Here is a 25,561-nt window from a genome sequence, read left to right as displayed (position 1 = left end):
TCCGAAAATAAACTGACTACAAAATAAAAAGTTGCTGGATTCGACAAGCAAATTCAGCAACTCCTATGTAATTTTTTAGTTTTGTGAACCGTCTTTAATCGTTAACTCGCCTGCAACGATTTCTTCTAGTGCGCGGCCAACATTTTTGTAAGATTTGTATTCATCTAATAATGGCTCTGCCTTATCATGTAATTCATGAGCACGCTTTGCAGAGACGATGACCATTGAATATTTAGAGTTTACTTGATCTAGTAGTTTGTCAATTGATGGGTATAACATCATTTGTAAATCACTCCTCTTCTTTTGCTTACTTACTATCTAAAATACGAGAAACTTTTAAATGCTCGCTTTTAATAATGGCTAATACTTTATTTACAGCATGATCTACTGTATCATTTTCTACTGCATAATCATAGTAGCGAATTAAATTAAGTTCTTCAACTGCTTTTTCCATACGTTTACGAATAACAGGTGATGCATCTGTACCGCGATTAACAATACGTGATTCTAATTCATCCATATTTGGAGGCGTAAGGAAGATAAAAATACCTTCTGGCATGCGTTCTTTCACTTGCATAGCGCCTTGAACTTCGATTTCAAGAAAGATATCGTTCCCAGCTTCAAGTGTTTTCTTCACATAATCGATTGGTGTCCCATAGTAATTACCAACATATTCTGTATACTCGAGCAATTCATCTTGTTCAATCATTCTTTCAAATTCTTCTCTTGTTTTGAAGAAGTAATCAACGCCATCTACTTCACCCTCACGTTGCTGACGAGTTGTAGCAGAAATTGAATACATAAATTCTTGTTCACCCTGTGAAAAAATCGCTGATCTTACTGTTCCTTTACCCACTCCTGAAGGACCAGACAACACAATTAATAATCCCTTTTCGGTCATTAGTAAATCCACCATCCATCTAATTTGCTTACCTTTGTTATTTCCCACTGAAAAAACGTGTAAGTTATTTCAACTAGTGTACCATAAATCAAGAAGACTGAAAACAATCTAGGCTCTTTTCACATCAAATTTTCAATTTATACACAAAGGACGACAGGAAATTCACCTGCCGCCCTTTGTGTTACCATTATTTTCGGATGGTTTTTTTATTACCCATATCTTTTACTTTCATCATCCGAACAATTGATGAGCGCTCATTTTCTTCAAGCTTCAATTGAATATAACGAATGGTCTCTTCCAGTTGGGGAATCATTTGATATTCCAAGGCATTTACTCGACGTCTTGTTTTCTCAATTTCATCCGCCATTAGCTGGCAGGTTTTTTCAATTTCACTCAGCTTTAGTAAATGAGGAAGAACCGACTCAATCTTACCAATCGATTCATCTAGCTCACTACTTGAATTCAAATACCCGTATTGAATATCCGAACTTACTGCTGATTCCTTGATATTAAAATCCATTTTCGGAACACTAACACTCATAATATTTTTTTCTTGAATGTGGAGCTCCACATTCGTTTCTGCTCCTACAAATAACTCTTCAATAAATTGTTCATTAATCAGTGATTTCGCAACCACAAATTCTCGCATAGAATCCGTCAAATCCGCTTCTACTTGATCTCTTAATTGGTTATTTGATTTAATTAAACCGATAAACTGGCGCATTAATTCATCTTGTTTGTCTTTTAAAAGCTTATGTCCTCGCTTGGATAGCTTTAACCGTTCTTTCAAGTTAGCTAATTCCATACGAGTGGGCTTCACATTTAAACGGGCCATCGGATTACTCTCCTTCCGGCATGAACTCTTCGATCATATCATTCTTGATTCGTTTCAATTCCGTTTTCGGCAAAATAGATAACAGTTCCCAACCTAAATCAAGAGACTCCTCAATCGTTCTATTGGTATAAAAACCCTGATTAATATACTCTGCTTCAAAGCGGTTAGTAAACTCAACATACAGCTTATCAGTATGAGATAGAGCTGATTCTCCAAGAATGACAGCTAACTCTTTGGCTTGTTTTCCTTCTGCGTAAGCAGCAAATAACTGGTTCATTGTCGCTGCATGATCCTTACGCGTCTTGCCTTCTCCCGTTCCCTTATCTTTCAAACGGGATAAAGATGGTAGAACATCAATTGGCGGTTTCACATTAGCGTGATCCAAATCTCTTGATAGAATAATTTGCCCTTCAGTAATATAGCCCGTCAAATCTGGAATAGGATGGGTGATATCATCTTCTGGCATAGATAGTATCGGAATTTGCGTAACTGAGCCCTTCTTACCGATCAGTCTTCCGGCACGTTCATACAAGGTTGATAGGTTTGTATAGAGATAACCTGGATAACCACGTCTTCCTGGCACTTCACGGCGAGCTGCGGAAATTTCACGTAAAGCTTCACAGTAGTTCGTCATATCCGTCATAATTACTAAGACATGCATATCTTTTTCAAAAGCCAAATATTCAGCCACAGTCAATGCCATTTTGGGTGTAGCAATTCGTTCAATAGCTGGATCATTAGCCAAGTTCACAAACATAACAGAACGGTCAATAGCTCCTGTTTTACGGAAATCTTCCATAAAGAACTCTGCTTCTTCAAAGGTAATCCCCATTGCTGCAAAAACAACGGCAAACTTCTCATCACTGTTTAAAACAGATGCTTGACGAGCAATTTGTGCTGCTAGTTCTTTATGAGGCAGCCCTGAACCAGAAAAAACGGGTAATTTTTGCCCACGTACAAGGGTGTTCAGATGATCAATAGCTGAAATCCCTGTTTGAATAAATTCATCAGGATAGTCACGGGAAACGGGATTAATCGCTTGTCCATTAATATCAAGTGATTGCTCGGGGATAATTTCTGGACCCTCGTCAATGACGCGTCCCATCCCATCGAAAACACGGCCAACCATATCTTCAGATACATCGATAGATAATGGTTTCCCTCTGAAACGAACCTTTGTATTCTTGATATTAATACCTGCTGGTCCTTCAAAAATTTGGACCATCGCTTTATCTTCTTCAACCTCTAGAACTTGTCCTGTTCGAATATCACCGTTTTGCATTTGAATTTCAACAAGCTCGTCGTATTTAACGCCCGCTACTTGCTCAATAGCCATTAGAGGTCCGACAACTTCTGTTACTGTTTTATATTCTTTAAGCATGGTCTGTCATTCCTCCTTGAGCTAATAATTCTGTCATCGTTTCTGATAAATCTGTTTTAATTTGCTTAATAAGAGCTAGTTCTTCTTCTGAAATAAACTTGCTTCGAGCAATACGGTCACGAATATCTTCTGTTCCTGCCATAATTTCAGCAAAATAAGCCCCCAATGTCATGGCTTGTTTTGCCTCTGCTTCAAAGCTCAAAATAAGGTCTAACATTAAGAATTGCTTTTCTTGTGATGTGTAGGTATCCACATCATCAAAGGCATTTTGTTGTAAGTAGTCTTCACGAATCGATTCAGCAACTGCCATCGTTAAACGGTCTGTTTCTGATAGCGATTCAATCCCTACCAATCGAACAATTTCCTGTAATTCTGCCTCTTTTTGAAGAATACTCATCGCATGACTAACCATATTGGACCAATTTGAATCTAGTGTTTCATCTAAGTATTGACCAACTTCGGTATTATATAGCGAATAAGAATCCAACCAGTTCATTGATGGGAAGTGGCGTTTTTGTGCCAAGAGTGCATCCAACGCCCAGAATACTTTAACAACACGGAGTGTGTTTTGAGTAACTGGCTCTGACGTATCTCCTCCTGGGGGTGACACAGCACCAATGGCTGAAATACTGCCCTCTCTACCATCGCTACCTAATGTAATAACACTACCAGCACGCTCGTAATATTCTGCAATACGGCTACCTAAATAAGCAGGATAGCCTTCGTCTCCTGGCATCTCCTCTAAACGACCAGACATTTCACGCAACGCTTCCGCCCAACGTGATGTGGAATCGGCCATAATGGCAACACTGTAACCCATATCGCGGAAGTATTCGGCGATCGTAATCCCCGTGTAGATAGAAGCCTCGCGTGCTGCTACTGGCATATTAGATGTATTGGCAATCAGAATCGTCCGTTCCATCAAAGATTCACCAGTGTGCGGATCAACTAACTCAGGAAATTCGTTCAGAACGTCTGTCATCTCATTTCCACGTTCACCACAGCCTACATAGACAACTAGGTCAACATCCGCATACTTGGCGATTTGGTGTTGAACAACTGTTTTCCCAGCACCAAAAGGACCAGGAACAGCTGCTCCTCCTCCTTTTGTAATCGGGAAGAAGGTATCAATGACACGTTGCCCTGTTTTCAAAGGAACATAAGGATTCAATTTTCGTTTAATCGGACGGCCTCTTCTCACCGGCCATTTTTGCACCATCGTAAATGATTTCAAACCATCTTCTGTTTGAATAGTGTAGATTGTATCGTCTAAGGTAAAGTCGCCAGACACTTCTATTTTTTCAATCGTTCCTTTTAGACCATAAGGGACCATAATACGGTGCTCAATCACTTTTGTCTCTTGAACAACCCCTACAATGTCTCCAGCTTCCACATAATCCCCCACTGATTTCATTGCTTTAAATGCCCATTTTTTTTGTCGATCAAGCGCATCGACGTGCACACCACGTACAAGGTAGTCACTTGATGTCACTGTTTTAAATGTATTCAAAGGTCGTTGAATACCATCAAACATTTGTGATACGATTCCTGGTCCTAGTTCTACAGATAATGCTTCTCCTGTTGTTACAACGGGTTCGCCCGGTCCAAGACCTGACGTTTCCTCGTAAACCTGAATAGAAGCAACATCCTTACGCATTTCAATTATCTCACCAATCAAACCCAATTCACCAACTTGGCAAATGTCTTGAATGTTTGCGTTCTCCATGTTTTCAGCCATAACTAAAGGACCGGAAACTTTAATAATTCTTCCTTTATTCAAACAAGTTCCCTCCTATTTATAAGATATTTTGACCAACAGCTTTTTCAACATTTTCTTGTATCCGTTGTTTCCCTATTCCTAATGACCCATTTTGGTTTGGAATGAGAATAATAGCCGGTGTCAAGCGAGCATCATATCGCTTAATGGTATCTGGTATTTGTGCTGCTAGTGTTTCTGTTAGATAGATAATGCCATAATTGTCTTTTGCCAGTTGATCGATTGTTGTTCTCGCTTCTTGTTCGTCGTGACAACCAAAAACGGAAAAACCTAAAATTTTAAAAGGCAGGATGGAATCTTTGTCTCCGACAACACCAATTTTATGCGCCATAAATGGTTCTCATCCTTTCTCTTAATATCGTTTCATCAATCTGATTATCTTTCCCAACTAAAAGCAATCGCAGGTTAGTAATTTCGGTTTCTTTTGCATAAATATAACCAAGCAGCGGCATCGGTCCAAAAGCTTGATAGATTCCTTCAGATACAATCTCACTAATTAACTCATCCATGATTTTATCTAGTTTGAGGGTATTAATTTTATTGTCTTCAATAACAACTTCCAACTTACTACCATACACCTTGCTGCTATAATACTTCTTCAATACAGAGACTGCCCCATTAATTGAATCGTCAATTAAGTCCTGTTTAGAAACAGTTCCTGATGAAGATAGGAGCGCATGTAAATGACTACGCGGTTTACCTTGATTTAAACTACGGACTAGTGTTGTTAAATTGTAAAGATCAATCAAGATATCTGTGATAGCAGAAATATCCTCATTTTGTAAGTCATCAGAAATAGCTCTTAGGTGACGCAAGTAGTAGGTATCCATATAAACCGTCACTGCCTCAATTAATTGCCTCTCTTCGAAATCCTCTTTAGTCAGCCTCACTGCTTCAACCATAAGTGGGTGGGCATTATCGTTCTTTCCACTTGAAACTAAGGTTTTTAGTTGGTCTACAGATAGGCTGCCAATCGGAATTAATAAAGTCTCTTGGTTTGACTCAAGGAATAAATCTTTCAGCAATACTTTTAAATTGTGGTAAGTGTATCTCAGCGTAAATAAATCAAGTAACTGTGGTTGTGGTGCAACTTCATACATCTCTCGATAAACATCTGCTAAGTGAGCCATTAACATCTCATTAAATTGTTTAGTTTGCAAAAGTTCTTCTTGATCAAATTCATAGTCTGTTGCCTTTAAAGTATCTAATGTTGCCTTCAAATCATCTGCTTTCAGCAGCCGTTCAAAATCATCTTTTTGAAGCAGCTTTAATTCGTATGTTCGAATTAACGTATTGATTGCTTTATAATCAATATCTTTTATCAAGATGCCACCTCCTATTCATTTTTTTCAAATGCTAAGGATGCTAATTCGGGAGAAAACTCTTTTTTAATCTCCATTATTAACTGTTCAAAGAAAAAGTTGTAGTCAATCCCATCAATTTCAACAATAAATCCTGCTTTGTTAGGAACTGTTTCCTCTGAGATAGTCATTTGACTATAGCCGTTTTTCAAATGTACTTTAAACTTTTCTGTGAAGTACGCTCTAGACTGTTCTCCAACAGTCAATTTAAAGTCCACTCCTTCAAAATGCTTCAAAATACTTTCGGTAAACTGCTGAAATGTTTCATCATCCCAAGCACTCATCTTATCAATAACAGCTTGATAGACAGATTCTAAAATCATTTGCTTTTCTCTTAAGATGCCATTTCGCTTTTTATTTTGTAATGATTGAAGTTGACGATCATAATCAGCTTCACTAGCAAGAAGTATGTTGTGCTTACGCTGTTTCTGCTGTTCAACTAAGTGCAAACGACTATCTTCTAATTTTTTTGCCAATTCAACTTCGTGTTTAGCAATCCGATCTTCACCGGACTGTTTAATACGACTTAATATTTGTTCAGAAAGTGCGTCAAGTTGTTTCATCTCTAGTCATCCCTTCGTCCGTATTTTGTTATTTTAGAACGAGTAAGAAAGAAATAACAAATCCTAAAATGGCATATGTCTCAACCATAGCAGCGTAAATAATTCCTTTAGTCGTATGTTCTTCACGTTTAGCTAGAATTTGAATAGCTGCCGTTGCAACACGTCCTTGCGCAATCCCTGATGTCAATCCTGTAAAAGCAATTGGCAATGCAGCCATCATCATATAAAATCCATCTTGCAAGGCCATATCTGAACTCATATTTAAGTAGATAAGGAATCCAACAACAAACCCATACAAACCTTGTGTACCTGGTAGTAATTGTAGAATCAATGATTTACCAAATTTATCTGGTTGTTCTTTAATCAGTGCTGATGCAGCCTCACCTGTCATTCCCACGCCTCGTGCTGATCCCATTCCAGAAAAAATAACTGCTAGAGCTACTCCAAGAGTAGCAAAAATAAATCCTCCGTTGTTTTCGATAAAAAATTGTAGCCATGTTTGGTTTTCCATTATTTTATTCCTCCGATTTATATATAAATATGTTTTTTAAATCAATATGTTCTTCGGATGTCTTTAAGGGGTTTAAGGCTTTGCCGCCACCCTCATAAAACTTACCAAAGAATTCAACAAAAATTAAACGTGCTCCATGAACATAGGCACTTAAGGCTGATAAGCCTATATTCACAAGATGTAAAACAATAAAGAGTAAGATACCCACCGTAAACTTAGCAGTCGGTGGTAGGAAATCAATAATCATATTAAATGCAAGTCCGATACTTCCACCTGATACACCTAAAGCCATCAGACGTGTATATGAAACAATATCACCAACATAACCACTAATACCATAGAGATTGTAAAGTCCAATCCCAACACCTAGTACTTTATTTGAAGTTGCCATTACCGTTGCAATAATGATTAAGGTGGCACCCGCAATAGCAATCCCAATTCCTATTGTAGATAATAGCTGATTAGGAAAAATCAACTTAGAAACGATTAGTAATATGAATCCAGCTATAATCGTTAGCCAACCAACCCCATCACCCAGTGCCCCATAGATGTTCTTATCTCTTAACATCATATAGGTTTTTAATCCTAGACCAAAAATAATTTGAATAACACCAAATACTACTGATATTAGCAGAATAGTATTCACATCATCCATGGTTGATAACAACATAATTGGCAGTTCTAAGCCAAAGAATGACCCATAAATAATTCCCCATACAATGGTAGCAAGACCCAGTAGTTGAAAGAACGTCATACTACGCTTCAAGGATTTAGAGAGAGGGAATCCTTTCAAAGTAATAGTTGTTACAAGGAACATCATTAATCCGTAACCAGCATCTGCCATCATCATTCCGAAAAAGATCAAGTAAAATGGCATTAAGAATGGCGTTGGGTCAATTTCATTATATTTAGGCAAACTATACATTTCTGTTAATATTTCAAATGGCGCCACATACTTATTATTTTCTAAAACAATAGGAACGCTCTCTATATCATCTGTTTCGACATCCTGAACGACAAAGGCATAGTCTGCTTCGCTTAGATTATCTTGTAAAAGACTTTGAACAACTGACACTTTCTTCGTCTCTAACCAACCTTCTAGTACAAATAAATGTGTTTCATCGATTAAAAATAATTGTCCTTTTAATCGTTGTAATTCCGCATAGGACAACTCTATTAAAACTTTTAACTGCCATTCTTCATCAGTTAAGTGAGATAACTGCTCCCGAGTCGATTTCTGTCTTTCTAACAATTGAGTGTAGTCTTTTTGATTTTTCACCAATTGCTCTTTCGGAGTAAGCTGATAGGGATAATCAAGCTTAAAGAAATGGTTAGCATCTAATAAATGCTCAACTTCTTTTTCATTATATTTATCAAACACAACTGCTATACCATATTCATCTCTCGTTTGGAAAATGTCTTCGATAACGATTAAATCTGATTCTCTTAAAGAGCGGATAAAATCATCTGAAGCCGTCTGAGGAATCGTTCCAACTCGCTTTTGAATGTAGCGATAATCACTTTCTTGATTAGGAATCACAGTCAATTTTTCCCATTTTATGAGAAAGTTTTCTTGTTCTCTTAAATCATTCATAGATGATTCATAATCACTCAAATTTCGAATGGCCTCTTGTATGGTCGTCATCAAAATCTCTTGATTAATTTTTTTCCCTTCAAGTTCTAACTCCTCGATTGTTCGCTCCGCTTTCTTTTCCTTTAATACGTTTAAGAACGGTTGCTTAGGTAAATGGATCTGAAGAAAAGATAAATGACTACAATACTCATCGTACTTTCGCTCGAGAATCTTTATTTCTTTAACAATCTCTTCTTTTTGAGATGGAGCAGCTAACGATGACGACTCATAGGCTTGAGACATATCTACTAATTCAACACTACCCAGCCCCTGTAATAATTGTAGAATGTCATTCTTTTTTTCTTGCAGGGAAATGAGTTTTATTTTATTCATTTTAGCTATTGCCATATTGTTTCATCACCTCTTCAATGACACGATCAACGAGCTGGTCTTTTTTAGACAGATACTGCTGGTTTAAGTCGACAATTTCTTTTGCTTGTTGTTCTTCTAAAATTTTTGCGCTATCACTGATTTTTTTATTTTTTAGCACTAGTTGCTCTTCTTGGTAATCCTTTATATTTAAATTAATCTGTTCTTTCATTTCTGAAATTTTTTGCTCTGATTGTTTTAGCAGTTGCGCAACTTTTTCTTGATAGAATGCTTCCAAATCTCTTGCAGCCTGTTCAATTTTATTAACTTCATCAAGTGTATTCATAACCATCACCCCGTTTTCATTAAAAAATTACCTCTTTATTCTAACACTCTTTTTTATAGAAATAAACCTTGACTTCTCGAACAAACGTTCTATAATGAGTATATATACAAACAAACGTTCGGAGGTATTGAATTGGAAAATTATTATGATACCCATTCACTAAATATAGCAAAGTCGTCTTACTCTCAATCACATTTATCTCTTGCTACTAATCCTGAACTCAGTCACGCCGTCATGCCCCTTTATCAAATTATACGCTTCGCTAACCAAGCTGCTGGTCTAAAGAAAAAAGTTTCTATTACTATTGAACGTAAACTTGGTCATGCCCAGTACGAACGTCTTGAGTTAATTGGAACGTTTGGTTCATCAGTGAATACTAACAAACAAATCACATTTAAAGCTGACCAAGGTATGGTCTATATCCTAAAAATAGATCAAATATTGGCCATTCAACAACTTTAATAACCATTTCTTAGAATAAGACCCAGCTGGCTAGGCCAACTGAGTCTTATTCTTTTTTCATTACAAGATTGGCGATAACAAACGTGAAAAATACTGTTTGAATTTTCGCCAAGTTGACTGGGTTTCAAAATAGGCTTCATCAGCAATAAAACTTTTTTCTAAGTCATTGATAAAGTTAGTTTGCAATTCCATCGCTATTGTATCGTCATAAATAAATGAATTAATTTCAAAATTCAATTTGAAGCTTCGAACATCCATATTAGCTGATCCAATGGAAGCAACTTCACCGTCGACGATTAAAACTTTCGAATGGAAGAATCCATCATCATAGACATAAACCTTCGCGCCATACTTAATAATATCCTTAGCAAAATATTCGGTTGCCCGATAAACAAACGGATGATCTGGCTTGCACGGAATCATGATGTTCACATCCACTCCTGACAAGGCAGCCATCTTAAGAATTTCATGAACACTATTATCCGGAATAAAATAAGGTGTTTGAATATAGATCGAGTGTTTAGCCTGACTAATCATCCTGATGAATCCCATTTTGATAGATTGAATATCATCACCTGGTCCACTGGAGACAATCTGCATTGCCGTATCACCTATTTTGGGTGAAATAGGAAAATACTCCTCATCATAAGCACGTTGTTCATGCTTAGATGCAACGGCGTTCCAATCCATAAAAAAACGACTCTGTAAGGTTAACACAGCATTCCCTTGAATCCGAATATGTGAATCACGCCAGTTCCCTAATCGTCCTTCTCCAATATATTCATTACCGATATTGTAACCACCCATATAGGCTACTTTACTATCAACAACTATAATTTTACGGTGATTACGGTAGTTCATACGTAAATTGACAAATGGGATACGGGAGCCGAAGAACACAAGTGTTTTTCCGCCCAACTCTTCTAGTCGCTTAAAGAATTTCGGGTGATTCCCTCTACATCCAAGAGCATCAAATACAACTAATACCTCTACCCCAGCAGCTGCACGATTTTCTAAAGCTGCTACAATACGTTTTCCAAGGTCATCTGATCTAAACGTATAATATAACAAGTGAACATGATGTTGTGCATTCATAATATCTTCGATAATTTTTTCGAACTTAGCTACATTATCAATCATTACTTCAACTTTGTTTCCACTTGTTAGAATTGATTCATTGCTCTCTAAAAACAAAATTGCCGTATGACGTTTAACTTCGCTCTCGTCATCGGTTATGACTTGATCATTTTCTTCCAACATTTCCTTTTGGTAACCTGCAAGTTCGGACATTCCTAAACTCTTTTGCGTTTTAATATCATATATTTTATCTGCAGGTATTTTTTTACCTATAAATGTATACAGGATAAAACCAAAGACTGGTATAAATGCGAGCGTCAATAACCATGCCCAAGTTGTTGGAACATCCCGTTCTTCGTGAAAAACAGTGTAGATTGCTCCGATAAAGTTTATAGCAAATATAATGACGATAATCCATTGCCAAAGATTCATAATGCTACTCCTTTTCCATTATAAAGTACAGAAAAGAGGTGAAAATCATTCCACCTCTTTTAAATCGGTTATTTAGTGTTAAAGTTAATCATTTAATAATTTAGATTTTTCTTTTCTGCTTAAAAATGGTGTGTCTCTTGGAATAAATACTTGAGGTAGTACTTTAGCTAGCAATAGGAAAATAAGGATTGCTGCTCCTGCAATTAAAAGGAAGGATAGACCTTCTCTTTTTAAAGCATCAGTAAAAGTAAGCGTAGCATCATCAGATGATAGCGATCCGAGTAACACCCAAATAAAACTTACTACGGTTCCTAAAACAGATGCTGTTACAATATTTAAGGCTGCATTAGGGAATCGTTTGTTATTTAATGTGCGTTGTGTAAATTTGGCAAAAAAACCAGCAATACCAACAAAGGCATAGGGACCAAACTGATTAACAAGATTAGTAATCAAGTCTGCATTGCCATTTAGGAAAACTGCAACAATAGCCGTTACAATCCCTGCAAAGAAGCCTTGCAGCATGCCTCTTCTTAAACTGATAAATAAAATTGGTAAGATTGATAGGACAAACTGACTATCGCCTACCGTAATCGGTAAAAATAATAGCCCAATAGCAAGCCCCGCTGCTATAACTCCTTCTATCCATGCCTTTAAACTAGCTGAACCCATATAACGATAACGCTCCTTTTAAGTCTTGAAATTTAAACAATCATCCGTTTATTTTTTTAAATAGCTAGATGCTTCCATAATGATTGGAAGAATAACAGGACGACGTTTGGTCTTATCAAACAAGTAACGACTCAATGAATCACGAATCTCTTGTTTTAACGTAGACCATTCAAAATCTTTGTTTTCTAGATTATCTTCTACTACTTTTTTCGTAATTTCGGTACTTTCTTTTATTAAATCTTCGCTAGCTTTCATATAAACAAAGCCTCGAGAAATAATTTCTGGACCTGAAACGATTCTGCCTTGACGACGAGAAATAGTCACAACAGCGATAAATACGCCATCATCTGCCAATAATTTACGGTCTCTTAAGACAATATTCCCAATATCGCCTACCCCAATACCATCAATCAAGACATTTCCAGCTGCTACCTGACCTGCCATTCTCATACGACCATCTTTGTATTCAATCACATCGCCTTTACCAGGAATAAAGATGTTTTTGTAAGAAATACCCACTTCGTGCGCCAATTCAGCATGAGCTGCTTGAACACGGTAGTCACCTTGTACAGGAATAAAGAATGTTGGGTGTAGTAAATTCATCATTAACTTCAAGTCATTTGGTGTAGCATGACCGGATACTTTAAACGTATCAGAAATTTCTTTTACGCTTCCGCCAGCACCATATATCATGTTTTTAGTACGTCCGACAACTTTTTCCATCGATGTTGATGGTGTTGTTGTAATATAAACCAAATCGCCGTCTTTAATGTTGACTTGTTTGTGTTTACCTTTTGACATTCTTTGTAATGCTTCAAAGGGTTCCCCACTTTGTCCTGTTTCTAAAATAACTAGTTCATCATCTGAATATTGATCCAGGTTTTTCTCTGTCACAATGACATTTTTAGATGGTAATACTAATTTACCTAAGTTAATAGCTGTATCAACCACCTGAACCAGTTTGCTGCCTGTCATAAAGATTTTGCGTTTCGTTTGGTGAGCTGCATCTAAGACTTGTTGAATACGCATCACATTGCTTGCTACGCAAGAAACAATAACACGACCTTCTGCATTATTAAAGGTATCAATGATTTCTTCTGTGACACGCATATCACTAACATTTTCAACGTAAGATTCAGCATCGCTTGAATCACTCATCAATGCTAAAACATTTTTTTGACCAATTAACGAAATAGCTGCAAAGTCAGTTTTATACATATCAGAAGCACTTTGATCAAACTTGAAGTCACCCGTGTAAACAATGGTGCCATCTTGTGTATCCAAGCAAATAGCAACTGAATCCGGTATAGAATGTGTTGTACGGAAGAATTTAACCGTCACATTATCAAATTCAATTTCTGTTTTTTCATTAATAACATGGTAGTTATTGAAATTTGGATTCAAGCCTGTACTTTTCACTGAGATTTTCGCTAATTCGATGGTTAGCTCGGTACCGAAAACCGGTGCATCAATATTTTCTAAGAAGTATGGTAATGCACCAACCGCATCTTCATGACCATGCGTTAAGAAAATACCAGCAATACGGTTTTTATTTTCTTCTAAATAGGTAAAGTCTGGAATCACCACGTCAATACCTAGTAGTTCATTATCTGGATACATTAATCCACAATCTAATACAAAAATTAATTCGTCTACTTCGACGACATACATATTTTTTCCGTTCTCACGGACTCCACCTAACGGAATGATTTTTATTTCACTCATTCTGACACCTCTTCTATTTATTCATCATTTATTTGCTTATTTAGGAGTTAAGGAAATCTGAGACTATGCTCCTTTAAAAACGACTATCTGTCTTTCTTTCAGAAAGCTCCATTGAATGACTAGTTGGTGACTGGCAAATTCTAAATAAAATAATGTCAGTCTTCAACCGTATTCCAATTAGCTATCATGCATGGCGTTCATTTCTGTTTTTAAAAAGATGATAAAATTTTTTAATAAATTGGATATCACGTTGATATCACTAACCGAAGTTCTCCTAAAATGATTATACCTTATAAAGCCATGTTTTGTAATCATTAGCATTTATTTTGTTAATAAAAGCAAGTGGGCAATAGAAAAAGGTTGGGCTAAACTCCCAACCTCGCTCTTAATTATTAAATAGGATTAAATGAGTTTCATTTTTACCATCGTTTCAGCAATTTGAAGGGAGTTCCATGCAGCCCCTTTAATTAAGTTATCCGATACAATCCACAAATGGAAGCCATTTGCAACATCTGGATCTTTACGAATTCGTCCCACAAATGTTTCTTTTTTATCTTCTGACTCTGTTGCGAGAGGATAGAGTTGGTTGGCAGGATCATCTTGTACAATCACACCATCCGCTTGTGCCAACAAAGCTTGAAGATCAGTTACTGTGACATCATCTCTATCGATTTCGATATAAACGGACTCTGAGTGTCCATATTTAACTGGTACACGCACACATGTTGCTGAAACTTTCAAATCAGGTAGTCCCATAATTTTTTTCGTTTCATTAATCATTTTCCATTCTTCGAATGTATAGCCTTCTTCTGCAAATAAATCAATTTGCGGAATGACATTATAAGCAATCTGATAATGATTCTTGTCGCCTGATGACGGTAAGATTGCCGCTTGTGGTTTTTCACCTTTTAGAAGACTGGCATTTTGTTGGTCTAGTTCTTCAATGGCTTCAACCCCAGCCCCACTAACAGCTTGGTAAGTTGAAACAATGACACGATCTAAGCCATATGCTTCATGAATTGGTTTTAAAGCTACAACCATTTGTGTTGTTGAACAATTAGGGTTAGCAATCAATTGTTTGTGGTTTGCTAAGGCCTCTGGGTTTACTTCTGGCACAACCAATGGTGTTTCAGGATCCATACGGAAGGCACTCGTATTATCAATCACAACTGCCCCACTCTGGCGTGCTGCTTGCTCGAAACGTGTCGTGATAGAGCCGCCCGCACTAAATAAAGCTATATCAACGCCTTCAAATGATTGATCGGTTGTTTCTTCAATAGTCACGTCAGTTCCTTTAAATGAAACAGTCTTACCAGCAGAACGTTTAGACGCTAATAATTTAACTTTTTTTAAAGGGATTTCTGTATGTTCTAGTAGTTGGATCATCTTTTGTCCAACGGCTCCTGTAGCACCTACTACAGCAACTGTATATTCTTTCATGCTATTCACTCCATCTTCTAAGCCTTAAAAAGCTCGTTCTAAATGATATGTCACTCATTCTAGCACATAAATGAGATTTTTTTAATCTATTTTATAGATTTATTTTCATTTAAACAAAAAAAGCTGGAAATCTTATCGATTCCCAGCTTTTTGATTACTCTTCGCCTTCTTTTTTCAATAGGGCTTTACGTGATAAGTTAATACGTCCTTGACGGTCGATTTCGATGACTTTAACATCAATCTTATCGCCAATTGCTAGTACATCTTCAACTGCACGAACACGTTCGTGGGCAATTTCTGAAATATGAACAAGGCCGTCTTTACCTTTAATAATTTCAACGAATGCACCGAATTTTTCAATACGTTTAACCGTACCGTTGTAAATTTCGCCTGCTTTAACTTCATGCGTTAATTCTTCGATAATTTCTTTTGCACGTTGAATCATTGCTGCGTCAGCAGAAGCAATACTTACATTACCATCTTGATCGATGTCAATTTTAACGCCTGTTTCGTCAATAATACCGTTAATAGTGTCGCCACCTTTACCGATAACCACTTTGATTTTATCAGGGTTAATTTGCATCATTTCAATCTTAGGTGCATATGGTGATAGCTCAGCGCGTGGTTCTGCGATTACGCTTGTCATATGATCTAAAATTTCAATACGTGCTTTTTTAGCTTGTGTTAAAGCTTCTTCAAGAATTTGGTTTGTAATTCCTTCGATTTTAATATCCATTTGTAAGGCAGTGATACCATCTTTTGTTCCGGCAACTTTAAAGTCCATGTCGCCTAGGTGGTCTTCCATACCTTGGATATCAGTCAAGATTGTATAATCTTCGCCATCTTTAACGAGACCCATTGCAATACCTGCAACTGGTGCTTTAATCGGAACACCTGCATCCATCAATGCTAACGTTCCAGCACAGATACTTGCTTGAGAAGAAGAACCGTTTGATTCTAATACTTCAGCAACAAGACGGATTGTGTATGGGAAATCTTCTACATCAGGAATAACTTGTTTTAAGGCACGCTCTCCAAGAGCACCGTGACCAATTTCACGACGACCTGGTGAACCAGCACGACCCGTTGATCCAACTGAGAATTGCGGGAAGTTATAGTGGTGGATGAAACGTTTGCTTTCTTCCACTCCTAAGCCATCTAAGATTTGATGTTCGCCAAGTGGTGCTAATGTTGCTGCAGAAACAGCTTGTGTTTGCCCACGAGTAAACATACCTGATCCATGAACGCGTGGTAGTAAACCAACTTCTGAATCAAGGTCGCGAATTTCATCTAATTGACGGAAGTCAGGACGGATTTTGTCAACCGTAATCAATTTACGGACTTCTTCTTTTTCAATGTCTTCAGCAATTTGTTTCGCATCTTTTAAGATGGCAACAAAGTCTTCAGATTCCATATATTTTTCAGTGAAGTAATCAACAATAGCTGTCATAACAGCTTCAATGTTATCATTACGTTCTTGTTTATCTTTTGTTAAAATCGCATCTTTCATTTGAGCGCTGAAGTTTTCTTGCGCTTCTTTATGAAGGTCTGCATCTGTTTCTAATAGGGTTACTGTCATTTTTTCTTTGCCAATTTCAGCAATCACTTGTTCTTGGAACTCGCACATTGCTTTAACAGCTTCATGTCCGAATAACAATGCTTCTAACATATCTGTTTCTGAAACAACTTTAGCGCTACTCTCAACCATGTTGATCGCTTCTTTTGTACCAGCAACTGTTAATTCAATATCTGATTGTTCTGCTTGTTCAGGTGTTGGATTAAGAATTAATTGTCCATCAACACGACCAACGTTTACACCTGCAATTGGACCTGAAAATGGAATATCAGAGATTCCTAATGCCAATGATGATCCTAACATTGCAGCCATTTCTGGTGTACAATCTTGATCAACAGACATAACAACGTTTGTTACTTGCACTTCGTTACGGAAACCGTCTGGGAACATCGGACGAATTGGACGGTCAATTAAACGAGCCGTTAGTGTTGCATGTTCACTTGGTCTTCCTTCACGTTTAATAAAACCACCTGGGATTTTACCTACTGCATACATTTTTTCTTCATAGTTTACAGTAAGTGGGAAGAAGTTTGTATCTTTTGCTTCCTTGCTTCCTACTGCAGCAGTTAATACAGCTGTGTCGCCGTATCTTACTAATACCGCTCCGTTTGCTTGTTTGGCAACTTGTCCAATTTCAACTTGCAATGGACGACCTGCCCAATCCATTTGGAATACTTTCTTTTCTGTCATTCCTACATTCTCCTTTTAGCATACTTCCCTTTTGCTGACTACTAAACAAAGGTCAACCTTCTCTATAAAAAGGCTCACATTTGTATAGTAGTGCCATGCTCAGGGAGCTAAGTATTATTATAAACGAAATCGCATTGCTTTTGCACACAATTAGTTAAATTAAATAAAGAAATACATAAAAACATGTTAATCGCAAAAAATAAAACGGATTCTCCATGAAGAATCCGTTTTATGATCTATTATTAAGATAGATTAACGACGTAGACCTAATTTTTGGATAAGATCGCGGTAACGTGCAACGTCTTTTTTACGTAGGTAAGCTAGTAAATTACGACGGTGACCTACTTTTTTCATCAAACCACGGTATGAGTGGTGGTCTTTCTTGTGAAGACGAGCATGCTCGTTAAGTAGATTAATTTCATAAGTTAATACAGCAATTTGCACTTCTGGAGAACCAGTATCTCCTTCGTGAACAGCGTATTGACTGATGATTTCGTTTTTCTTTTCTTTTGAAATTGCCATTCTTTTCACCTCTTCGATAAAGTATTCCTTAGTCTGAGTAACACGTTGGTGACTCGTGAAACCAAGAGTAAGGTATTGTGTTTTACACAAAAATAAGATTACCTTATTTTTAGTAAGATTGCAAGTGATAATTCTTATTTGTAAGCAGTTTGTAATTCTAAAATCACATCGCGTAATTCAGCTGCTTTTTCGAAGTTTAAATCCTTAGCAGCTTGACGCATTTCTAGCTGTAACTCTTCAACTAAAATCGCCCGTTGTTGACGATCCATTTGTTTGTAAACCGTCATCGTATCTGCCTCAGGTGCCACATCTTCCGGCGCATGGGTAATGCGAATTAAGTCCCGCACTTCTTTAATAATAGTCTTTGGAACGATGCCGTGTTCTTCGTTGTAGCCTTCCTGAATCGACCGTCTCCGTTTGGTTTCATCGATTGCCTTTTGCATGGAATCAGTAATACGGTCAGCATACATAATAACTTTCCCATTTTCATTTCGGGCAGAACGCCCAATGGTTTGAATCAAGGCTCGCTCGCTTCGCAAGAACCCTTCTTTATCAGCATCTAAAATCGCTACAAGCGACACCTCCGGAACATCTAACCCTTCCCTCAACAAGTTAATACCGATGAGGACGTCAAACTCACCTAATCTTAAATCACGAATAATCTCTGTCCGCTCTAGCGTTTTAATATCACTATGGAGATATTTAACCTTAATACCGACTTCTTTCAAATAATCTGATAAGTCTTCGGACATTTTTTTCGTTAGAGTTGTAATAAAGACCCGCTCATTCTTTTCAGCACGTATATTGATTTCACTAATTAAATCATCAATTTGACCCGCAATTGGGCGAACTTCAATGATTGGATCTAATAAACCTGTTGGACGAATGATTTGTTGAGCAATCCGGTTTGTTTTCTCTCCCTCATAAGGACCCGGTGTTGCTGAAATATAGATAATTTGATTAACATGGCCTTCAAACTCTTCTAGGCGAAGCGGGCGGTTATCTAAGGCTGATGGTAATCTAAAGCCGTAATCAATGAGTTGTTGTTTACGCGCTCGGTCACCGTTATACATCCCTCTAATTTGTGGCATCGTCATATGCGATTCATCCACAATAATTAAATAATCATCAGGGAAGAAATCCAGTAAAGTATAGGGTGCCTCGCCTGGTTGACGACCATCCATATGACGAGAGTAGTTCTCAATGCCGTTACAATAACCCATTTCTAATAACATTTCTAAATCATAGTTAGTCCGTTGTTCCAAGCGCTGTGCTTCCAAGAGTTTGTTTTCTGACCGTAAAAAAGTCAGTTGCTCTTTTAATTCTGCTCGAATGGTATCAACAGCACCTAATGTCTGTTCCTCATTCGCCACAAAGTGAGTGGCTGGAAAAATCGGATAATGTTCGACATCATTTTTAATTTCTCCGGTTAAGACATCTACTTCGCGAATGCGATCAATCTCATCACCAAAGAACTCCACCCTAATGGCTTCACTATCGCGTGAAGCTAGGAAAATCTCCACAACATCCCCTCTCACTCGGAAGCGCCCCCGTTGAAAATCAATATCATTTCGTTCAAACTGCATATCGACTAAACGTCGTAATAAATCATTACGAGAAATCTCCATCCCTTGACGAATCGATAGGACGTGCTCTCGGTAGTTTTCTGGATTAACGAGACCGTAAATACAAGAAACTGAAGCAACCACAATCACATCGCGTCTTTCTAATAAAGAACTTGTTGCAGAGTGGCGAAGCTTATCAATTTCATCATTGACGCTAGCCTCTTTTTCAATATAAGTATCACTAGAAGGAACATAGGCTTCTGGTTGATAATAATCGTAGTAAGACACAAAATATTCAACAGCATTGTCTGGGAAAAATTCCTTTAGCTCGCCATATAGTTGGCCGGCTAAGGTTTTATTATGCGCTAAGACAAGGGTTGGTTTGTTAACCTCTTGGATAACATTGGCTACTGTAAATGTTTTACCCGTTCCGGTAGCACCTAATAAGGTTTGTGCCTGATATTTTTCATTCAAGCCCTCTACTAAATAGCGGATTGCTTCTGGTTGATCTCCACTAGGTTTATAATTTGATACTAACTTAAATTGATCTTTCATATGTGTACTCCTTATAGTAAGAAATAATAGCCATTCATCTCTCGTTCCGTTCTAGTCTAGTTTACCACCACAAGGCTTTTTCACCAAATAAGGCGATTTAGCTCATATTAATGAAAATAAAAAGTCGGTTTCTTAATTTTTATTGCATTTGCAATCATCTTTAGGTATAATATTGCGTGTTGGTAACAAACATCTGACGTTTTTAACCGAAATACTGAAAGAGGGGTGAACCCATTGCCAAATATCGATTCAGCAATCAAACGTGTTCGTACAAGCGAAAAAGCTAACGAATTGAACAACGCTAAAAAAAGCGCTATGCGTACTGCAATCAAAAAATTTGAAGAAGCTGTAGCTGCAAATGCAGAAAACAGTGAAGCTCTATTACAAGATGCATTCAAAGCTATTGACTCAGCAGCATCTAAAGGCTTAATCCACAATAACAAAGCGTCTCGTGACAAATCACGTCTAGCTAAAAAATTGAACAAATAATAAAAAAACAGACCCCCTTAGGTCTGTTTTTTTATTGGTTAGCATATTTCAGCATAAATAATTCAAACTGGATATCCTTTAATCCATCGCCCGTCTTCATCTTCTTCTCTGCTTCTACGAGGCCTAAATAGGCTTTTTGCAAACGATTTTCATCCATATTTCGAATTTGCCCACTCGCTAACTTCACCCGGTAAGGATGAATTTTTAATACTTTAGCAATATCAGGCTGTTGGTAGCCTTTCTTAGCCAGCAGTCGAACTTGAATTAACAAGCGAAACTGTCCAAGTAAAATAGCATTAATCTTAATGGGTTCTTCCTTTTGAAGTAGTAAATCACGATAAGTTTGAATCGCTTTTTGACTATCTTTCTTCAACACATAGGTCACAATATCAAAGATATTTTGCTCCAAATTTCGAGGCACTAAGTCTTCTACCATCTGTTTCGTTATTTTTTTATCCGTCATCGCTGCTAAAAATAACTTCTGAAGCTCATCCATTCCCTTAGATAGATTGTCTTCAATCCTTTCAAAGAAAAATTGTAGGCTCTGACGATCCATATGATAGCCTTCATTTTGAATGACTTGGTTCAAGTAATTTCTAGCTTCTGCTTCCTTTAATGGTGCCACACTAACAACAGTCGCTTTTTTTTGAATGAGCTTACTAATTTTCTTACGATTGTCTAACTTCTCGTAAGCTGCAAAAAAGACAAGAATCGTTGAGTCAGAAGGATTATTTAAATAACGTTCCAACCACTCCGTATCGTGCTCTATCCCCGCCTTAGCTTTTTCACCAGTTAAAAAAACGGGCTGGTCGACAATAACCACTCTGCGATCACCAAAAAAAGGGATTGATTCCGCATCTTCTAACGCATGGCTAAGTGGTACCTCATCTAAGTTATACGTTCCCACATTCAAATCTTGATCTTCTTCAGGCATGGCATGCTCTAATAAGAGCTTCCGCGCTTCTTGAATAAAGTAGGTTTCTGTTCCTAAAAAAAGATAAACGGGACTGAATTGCCCTTTTTTTATTTTTGCTATTTCTGCTGCATAAGTCATTTGCTCACATCTCATTCCAAAAAATTATCTATTCTTATTGTACCATAATCTTGATGCCTTTCTTATCTGAAGTATAGGAAAAATGAACAGCTCCGTCACGATCAGTCCGAAATACAGAGATCTCTTTTTTTGTTAAACGATCAATCACATCAGCATGTGGGTGTCCGTAATGATTATTTTCGCCGACTGATACAAAGGCAAGCTGAGGAGATAGTTGATTGATAAAGGCATCGGTCGTTGATGTTTTGCTGCCATGATGGCCTACTTTTAAAACATCTACGTTTAAGTTAGGATAGGTGTTCAACAAGACTGTCTCTCCTTCTTTTTCTAAATCACCCGTAAAGAGCCAATCCAGCCCACCAATTCGACTGAACAAAACTAAGGAATCATTATTTTCGCCCTTACCTTGTCCGTAAGGTGCTAAAACATGAAAGTTAAAACCATTCAATTGAATATTATCGCCTGCTTTCAGCTCGGATCGCGTAATAGACTTATCTATCTCCTCCAACAGCGATAGAAAGTAAGCATCTTTTGCCATTCCATCAGCATAGTAAATGTGGTCAATCGCTAATTGTTCTGATAAAAAAACGAGATTGCCAATATGATCAATATCGCTATGCGTCAAAATAAGAGCATCCAACTTTCTAACACCTTGCGCTTTAATCGAAGCTGTTAACTGCTTAGCGTGGCTTGTCTGGTTTGTCCTTTCTTGCCATTTTTCGTCCCTTCCAAATGATAGTTTCCCACCAGTGTCAATCAGCACACAACTACGATAAAAGGGACTAATCAAAAGAAAGGCGTCCCCTTGCCCCACATCTAGCATGATGAGCTGTCCATAGTGGGTTAAGTAGGGTGACACATAAAAAATGAGCATTGTCGCCAGCAATAGGATGGTCGAATTTGAAACCAGCTGTTGCCGTTCTTTTGCTATTAAAAAGACTAGAATAGCTATCGCGACTAGAAAATAAAAAACGTGATAAGGCCGTCCCGTTACAACCGAAAAACCATTATAACTAGCTAAGAAGTGAGTCACCCTTTCGACCGCCTCAATGGCTCGATCTAGAGCTGTAATTAATAGCTGATAAAACGTGATAGGAACATTCACGCTAATCAGTAAGGTAATCAACCAAAACAACGGGAAAAAGCAGACAGAAAAAATAAAGGAAAACACAATATTCACAAACAGCCCTATCCAACTCACCTCAAAATAATGGTAACTTAAAAATAAAAAGGATACTGTTGTCATCAAAAACGATAAAAACAAATCATTTAAAAGTCGAATAGAATGGTCATTTAGCCGTTTAGATAGGACATATAAAACTGCCGACAAACTATAACTCAGTTGAAACGCAAGCGAAAAGACCACATAAGGATTTATCCAAATCGCCAATAAAAGAGTCCATGCGAAAGCATCCAGTGGCTGAAAATCTTTTCTTAAGATTTGAGCGATTAGTAATAGGCCGTTCGTTACAATTGCACGAAAAATCCCCACACCGTAGCCAACGACTAGTCCATAAAACAAAATACTAAGGAGTAAGATCGGAACAGTTGTCTCTCTACTAATGCCCAATCGCAACAACACATAACGCAGCAGCTGGATTAAAAAATGAATATGCATCCCTGATATTGAAAATAAATGAATAACCCCTATCTTTTGATAATCTGCCATCGCCTGACTATCAATATCGTCCGTCACATTAAACAAAATTGCCAATAAGTAGTCAGTCGTCTTACCATCAGCCAGTTTATGTTTAACGGCATGGATGATGTTGAGTCTGAGTCGACTAAAAACAGTCGCTATACGTTCATCTTTAGCAATCTGTTGAAACTCACTTAAGCTAGCAGTCCAGTGAATTTTTCGCCTAAATAAATATGTTTTATAATTGAATTGATGAGCGTTTCGAGCAACAGATGGTTCTTTTAACTGCATTGAGGCAGAAAAGGAAATGGGATAAGTTAGGGATTCCCACTGCTTCTTTTCTTCTTCTGAAGGGATTTGATAGTAAAAGGCTAAGCATTCGTTTTTATCAGCTAATTGCAATTCAACGGTTCCACTAAGTAAATTCCCATCAACCTTATAGGACTCGGGGTTCAAATAGAATGTGCCCGACGTCATTGCCTCGTCTAACTGCGTGTGATTGTCTTTTACATGCCATATCGTTACGCCTAGTGTCACTGTAGCAATGACGAGAGCCACTATTAAAAATGCCGGTTCTTTAAAGCTAATAAGTCTTAATAGTAAAAAACAAAAAAGACCCCAGACATAGCCATTTTCGGGTAGCAAAATGAGTAGAATGAGGTTGATTGAAAATAGAGCAAAGAAACTATAATAGCCTTTAATGATTTTAAAACGTTCTTTAAACTGTTTAACAGCAGTTGTGATTGCCATCTTTCTCCCCCACCGATTCATGATTCGAATGGGTCGGTTTAACAAGCGTTGTAAAATAGCTTGGATCTAATGATACTTTTTCATATGGTATAGCCATCTCTTCAAGCAAATGAATAGCGTAGGGATCATTCCGATAATCTTCAAGATAGTAAACTTTTTTAATACCCGCTTGCAAGAGCATCTTCATACATTGCAGACATGGAAAATGGGTTACATAAATTTCAGCGCCATCTGTTTGAACGCCTAGCTTTGCACATTGCAAAATAGCATTCATTTCAGCATGAATCGTTCTTAAACAATGTCCATTAACGATATAGCAACCGTCATCAATACAATGAACATCACCTGATACTGACCCATTATAACCGCCAGCAATAATTCGCTTATCGCGGACAATCGTTGCGCCAACTTCCAATCGTTTACATGTACTTCTTAAAGATAATAAGACCGCCTGTGCCATAAAATATTGATTCCATGGAATTCTTTCTTGCATCAATGACCACTCCTTTTACATGTTATCATACACTATTCAGCCTACTTTAACAGATGTTTTTTAGTTGTTTGAAATGGTTATTTTGTCAGCAATGGCTTCAAATGTCTTACTCCCTATACCACTAACGTTCATTAAATCTTCTATTTTACTAAACAAGCCGACATCCTCTCGATATTGAATAATCATTTCCGCTTTCTTTTGACCGATACCATTCAGTTCTTGCAGTTGGATGGCATCCGCCGTATTAATATTAATTTTACTGCTTTGTTTTTGAGATTGACCGGGCGTAGAATCCGTTGTAACTGTCGCTAAGTCAACTTCTTCTCCTTCTAATGGCACATATATCAGCATTTGATCACTTAAGTGCTGGGCAAAATTAAGGTGTTTGGTAACTGCGCCATCTGTTAAGCCACCAGCCAATTGGATGGCGTCATAAATCCGCATCTCTTGGTTAACTTGGTAGATACCCGGACGTTGAACAGCTCCTTTAATATCAACAATCCAAATGGTATGACTTTCTTCTAGTGATTCTGGTGCTTCCTCTTCCCAACTTTCAACCATAGGCGTTTCTAGTAATAAACTGGACAAATCTGCTTCATCACTCTCCTCCTTATCAGACTTTGGAAAAATCCATTGCATCATTAAAAATAATGATTGCACGACCAAGAGAACAACTAGCAATAACCATTTATTGTCTATCAGCCACCCTTTAACTGCTCTCATGTTTATTCCTCCTCTACTAATAATATCCGCAAAAGAATTAATTTCCGTTTTTTTATTTCAAAATCTTTTATCGTCTCTTATGG

The 25,561-nt window shown here is 37.5% G+C and carries 24 protein-coding genes; 2 read left to right on the top strand and 22 right to left on the bottom strand.

The window, feature by feature from the left end:
- Positions 1-75 precede the first annotated feature (75 nt).
- The 11 genes from rpoZ to G7057_RS09820 form a co-directional block, all read right to left on the bottom strand.
- Positions 76-282 (bottom strand): DNA-directed RNA polymerase subunit omega, encoded by a 207-nt coding sequence (rpoZ, locus tag G7057_RS09870; protein ID WP_166163385.1) that lies wholly within the window; start codon positions 280-282, stop codon positions 76-78.
- Positions 283-307: 25 nt separating this feature from the next.
- Positions 308-901, bottom strand: a complete 594-nt coding sequence (gmk, locus tag G7057_RS09865; RefSeq protein WP_166163383.1) for a guanylate kinase — start codon at positions 899-901, stop codon at positions 308-310.
- 187 nt (positions 902-1,088) lie between these two features.
- Positions 1,089-1,736, bottom strand: coding sequence for a V-type ATP synthase subunit D (locus G7057_RS09860; RefSeq protein WP_166163381.1), 648 nt, complete (start codon positions 1,734-1,736; stop codon positions 1,089-1,091).
- 4 nt (positions 1,737-1,740) lie between these two features.
- Entirely contained in the window at positions 1,741-3,117 is a 1,377-nt protein-coding gene (locus G7057_RS09855) for a V-type ATP synthase subunit B (protein ID WP_166163379.1), read from the bottom strand.
- The gene (locus G7057_RS09850) at positions 3,110-4,897 is read right to left on the bottom strand and encodes a V-type ATP synthase subunit A (RefSeq protein ID WP_166163377.1); all 1,788 of its coding nucleotides are present in this window, start codon (positions 4,895-4,897) and stop codon (positions 3,110-3,112) included. The genes G7057_RS09855 and G7057_RS09850 overlap by 8 nt, the downstream gene beginning before the upstream one ends.
- A 16-nt stretch (positions 4,898-4,913) precedes the next feature.
- Positions 4,914-5,225, bottom strand: a complete 312-nt coding sequence (locus tag G7057_RS09845) for a V-type ATP synthase subunit F (RefSeq protein ID WP_166163375.1) — start codon at positions 5,223-5,225, stop codon at positions 4,914-4,916.
- On the bottom strand, positions 5,215-6,219 hold the full coding sequence (locus tag G7057_RS09840) for a V-type ATPase subunit (protein ID WP_227004593.1): 1,005 nt from the start codon (positions 6,217-6,219) through the stop codon (positions 5,215-5,217). Before G7057_RS09840 ends, G7057_RS09845 begins: the two co-directional genes overlap by 11 nt.
- Positions 6,220-6,230: 11 nt before the next feature.
- Positions 6,231-6,818: a V-type ATP synthase subunit E gene (locus G7057_RS09835; RefSeq protein WP_166163374.1), complete on the bottom strand. Its 588-nt coding sequence runs from the start codon at positions 6,816-6,818 to the stop codon at positions 6,231-6,233.
- 28 nt (positions 6,819-6,846) lie between these two features.
- On the bottom strand, positions 6,847-7,329 hold the full coding sequence (locus G7057_RS09830; RefSeq protein WP_166163372.1) for a V-type ATP synthase subunit K: 483 nt from the start codon (positions 7,327-7,329) through the stop codon (positions 6,847-6,849).
- A 4-nt stretch (positions 7,330-7,333) separates the two neighbouring features.
- Positions 7,334-9,310, bottom strand: coding sequence for a V-type ATP synthase subunit I (locus tag G7057_RS09825; RefSeq protein ID WP_166163371.1), 1,977 nt, complete (start codon positions 9,308-9,310; stop codon positions 7,334-7,336).
- Positions 9,297-9,617 carry a hypothetical protein gene (locus G7057_RS09820; protein ID WP_166163369.1) on the bottom strand — a complete coding sequence of 107 codons (321 nt, stop codon included), beginning with the start codon at positions 9,615-9,617 and terminating at the stop codon, positions 9,297-9,299. The genes G7057_RS09825 and G7057_RS09820 overlap by 14 nt, the downstream gene beginning before the upstream one ends.
- Positions 9,618-9,749: 132 nt before the next feature.
- Between G7057_RS09820 and G7057_RS09815 the strand changes: the two genes are divergently transcribed.
- Positions 9,750-10,079 (top strand): hypothetical protein, encoded by a 330-nt coding sequence (locus tag G7057_RS09815; protein WP_166163367.1) that lies wholly within the window; start codon positions 9,750-9,752, stop codon positions 10,077-10,079.
- A 60-nt stretch (positions 10,080-10,139) separates the two neighbouring features.
- Here the strand turns inward: G7057_RS09815 and cls are convergent, their stop codons facing one another.
- The 7 genes from cls to uvrB all read right to left on the bottom strand — a co-directional run bounded on the left by cls (position 10,140) and on the right by uvrB (position 20,330).
- Positions 10,140-11,588 (bottom strand): cardiolipin synthase, encoded by a 1,449-nt coding sequence (gene cls, locus G7057_RS09810; protein ID WP_166163365.1) that lies wholly within the window; start codon positions 11,586-11,588, stop codon positions 10,140-10,142.
- Between the two features lie 84 nt (positions 11,589-11,672).
- Positions 11,673-12,257, bottom strand: a complete 585-nt coding sequence (locus G7057_RS09805) for an energy-coupled thiamine transporter ThiT (protein ID WP_166163363.1) — start codon at positions 12,255-12,257, stop codon at positions 11,673-11,675.
- Between the two features lie 48 nt (positions 12,258-12,305).
- Positions 12,306-13,982, bottom strand: a complete 1,677-nt coding sequence (locus G7057_RS09800; protein ID WP_166163361.1) for a ribonuclease J — start codon at positions 13,980-13,982, stop codon at positions 12,306-12,308.
- 402 nt (positions 13,983-14,384) lie between these two features.
- A complete protein-coding gene (locus G7057_RS09795) occupies positions 14,385-15,422 on the bottom strand; it encodes an aspartate-semialdehyde dehydrogenase (protein ID WP_166163359.1) in 1,038 nt (345 codons plus the stop codon).
- Positions 15,423-15,576: 154 nt separating this feature from the next.
- Positions 15,577-17,688, bottom strand: coding sequence for a polyribonucleotide nucleotidyltransferase (pnp, locus tag G7057_RS09790; RefSeq protein ID WP_166163358.1), 2,112 nt, complete (start codon positions 17,686-17,688; stop codon positions 15,577-15,579).
- 252 nt (positions 17,689-17,940) lie between these two features.
- The gene (gene rpsO / locus G7057_RS09785; protein WP_076766500.1) at positions 17,941-18,210 is read right to left on the bottom strand and encodes a 30S ribosomal protein S15; all 270 of its coding nucleotides are present in this window, start codon (positions 18,208-18,210) and stop codon (positions 17,941-17,943) included.
- Between the two features lie 134 nt (positions 18,211-18,344).
- Positions 18,345-20,330 carry an excinuclease ABC subunit UvrB gene (uvrB, locus tag G7057_RS09780; RefSeq protein ID WP_166163356.1) on the bottom strand — a complete coding sequence of 662 codons (1,986 nt, stop codon included), beginning with the start codon at positions 20,328-20,330 and terminating at the stop codon, positions 18,345-18,347.
- A 234-nt stretch (positions 20,331-20,564) separates the two neighbouring features.
- Between uvrB and rpsT the strand changes: the two genes are divergently transcribed.
- Positions 20,565-20,819, top strand: a complete 255-nt coding sequence (gene rpsT, locus G7057_RS09775; RefSeq protein ID WP_076766504.1) for a 30S ribosomal protein S20 — start codon at positions 20,565-20,567, stop codon at positions 20,817-20,819.
- Between the two features lie 31 nt (positions 20,820-20,850).
- Here rpsT and holA read toward each other — a convergent pair whose 3' ends face one another.
- From holA to G7057_RS09755, 4 genes are read right to left on the bottom strand one after another with little or no spacing between them, the layout of a single operon-like run.
- Complete coding sequence (gene holA, locus G7057_RS09770; RefSeq protein WP_166163354.1) at positions 20,851-21,873, bottom strand: DNA polymerase III subunit delta; 1,023 nt, start codon at positions 21,871-21,873, stop codon at positions 20,851-20,853.
- A 34-nt stretch (positions 21,874-21,907) separates the two neighbouring features.
- Complete coding sequence (locus G7057_RS09765; protein WP_166163352.1) at positions 21,908-24,262, bottom strand: DNA internalization-related competence protein ComEC/Rec2; 2,355 nt, start codon at positions 24,260-24,262, stop codon at positions 21,908-21,910.
- Complete coding sequence (locus G7057_RS09760) at positions 24,240-24,758, bottom strand: ComE operon protein 2 (RefSeq protein WP_166163351.1); 519 nt, start codon at positions 24,756-24,758, stop codon at positions 24,240-24,242. The genes G7057_RS09765 and G7057_RS09760 overlap by 23 nt, the downstream gene beginning before the upstream one ends.
- Positions 24,759-24,815: 57 nt before the next feature.
- Positions 24,816-25,478 (bottom strand): helix-hairpin-helix domain-containing protein, encoded by a 663-nt coding sequence (locus tag G7057_RS09755; protein ID WP_166163349.1) that lies wholly within the window; start codon positions 25,476-25,478, stop codon positions 24,816-24,818.
- Positions 25,479-25,561 lie beyond the last annotated feature (83 nt).

It is taken from the genome of Jeotgalibaca arthritidis, from assembly GCF_011100465.1.
GTDB lineage: Bacteria > Bacillota > Bacilli > Lactobacillales > Aerococcaceae > Jeotgalibaca > Jeotgalibaca arthritidis.
This window is presented reverse-complemented; position numbering and strand designations above follow the sequence as displayed.

Bases quoted from the DNA above. Each gene is read 5' to 3' on its own strand.
- rpoZ (WP_166163385.1), bottom strand. From the start codon at position 282: ATGATGTTATACCCATCAATTGACAAACTACTAGATCAAGTAAACTCT.
- gmk (WP_166163383.1), bottom strand. From the start codon at position 901: ATGACCGAAAAGGGATTATTAATTGTGTTGTCTGGTCCTTCAGGAGTG.
- G7057_RS09860 (WP_166163381.1), bottom strand. From the start codon at position 1,736: ATGGCCCGTTTAAATGTGAAGCCCACTCGTATGGAATTAGCTAACTTG.
- G7057_RS09855 (WP_166163379.1), bottom strand. From the start codon at position 3,117: ATGCTTAAAGAATATAAAACAGTAACAGAAGTTGTCGGACCTCTAATG.
- G7057_RS09845 (WP_166163375.1), bottom strand. From the start codon at position 5,225: ATGGCGCATAAAATTGGTGTTGTCGGAGACAAAGATTCCATCCTGCCT.
- G7057_RS09835 (WP_166163374.1), bottom strand. From the start codon at position 6,818: ATGAAACAACTTGACGCACTTTCTGAACAAATATTAAGTCGTATTAAA.
- G7057_RS09830 (WP_166163372.1), bottom strand. From the start codon at position 7,329: ATGGAAAACCAAACATGGCTACAATTTTTTATCGAAAACAACGGAGGA.
- G7057_RS09825 (WP_166163371.1), bottom strand. From the start codon at position 9,310: ATGGCAATAGCTAAAATGAATAAAATAAAACTCATTTCCCTGCAAGAA.
- G7057_RS09820 (WP_166163369.1), bottom strand. From the start codon at position 9,617: ATGAATACACTTGATGAAGTTAATAAAATTGAACAGGCTGCAAGAGAT.
- cls (WP_166163365.1), bottom strand. From the start codon at position 11,588: ATGAATCTTTGGCAATGGATTATCGTCATTATATTTGCTATAAACTTT.
- G7057_RS09805 (WP_166163363.1), bottom strand. From the start codon at position 12,257: ATGGGTTCAGCTAGTTTAAAGGCATGGATAGAAGGAGTTATAGCAGCG.
- G7057_RS09800 (WP_166163361.1), bottom strand. From the start codon at position 13,982: ATGAGTGAAATAAAAATCATTCCGTTAGGTGGAGTCCGTGAGAACGGA.
- G7057_RS09795 (WP_166163359.1), bottom strand. From the start codon at position 15,422: ATGAAAGAATATACAGTTGCTGTAGTAGGTGCTACAGGAGCCGTTGGA.
- pnp (WP_166163358.1), bottom strand. From the start codon at position 17,688: ATGACAGAAAAGAAAGTATTCCAAATGGATTGGGCAGGTCGTCCATTG.
- rpsO (WP_076766500.1), bottom strand. From the start codon at position 18,210: ATGGCAATTTCAAAAGAAAAGAAAAACGAAATCATCAGTCAATACGCT.
- uvrB (WP_166163356.1), bottom strand. From the start codon at position 20,330: ATGAAAGATCAATTTAAGTTAGTATCAAATTATAAACCTAGTGGAGAT.
- holA (WP_166163354.1), bottom strand. From the start codon at position 21,873: ATGACTTATGCAGCAGAAATAGCAAAAATAAAAAAAGGGCAATTCAGT.
- G7057_RS09765 (WP_166163352.1), bottom strand. From the start codon at position 24,262: ATGGCAATCACAACTGCTGTTAAACAGTTTAAAGAACGTTTTAAAATC.
- G7057_RS09755 (WP_166163349.1), bottom strand. From the start codon at position 25,478: ATGAGAGCAGTTAAAGGGTGGCTGATAGACAATAAATGGTTATTGCTA.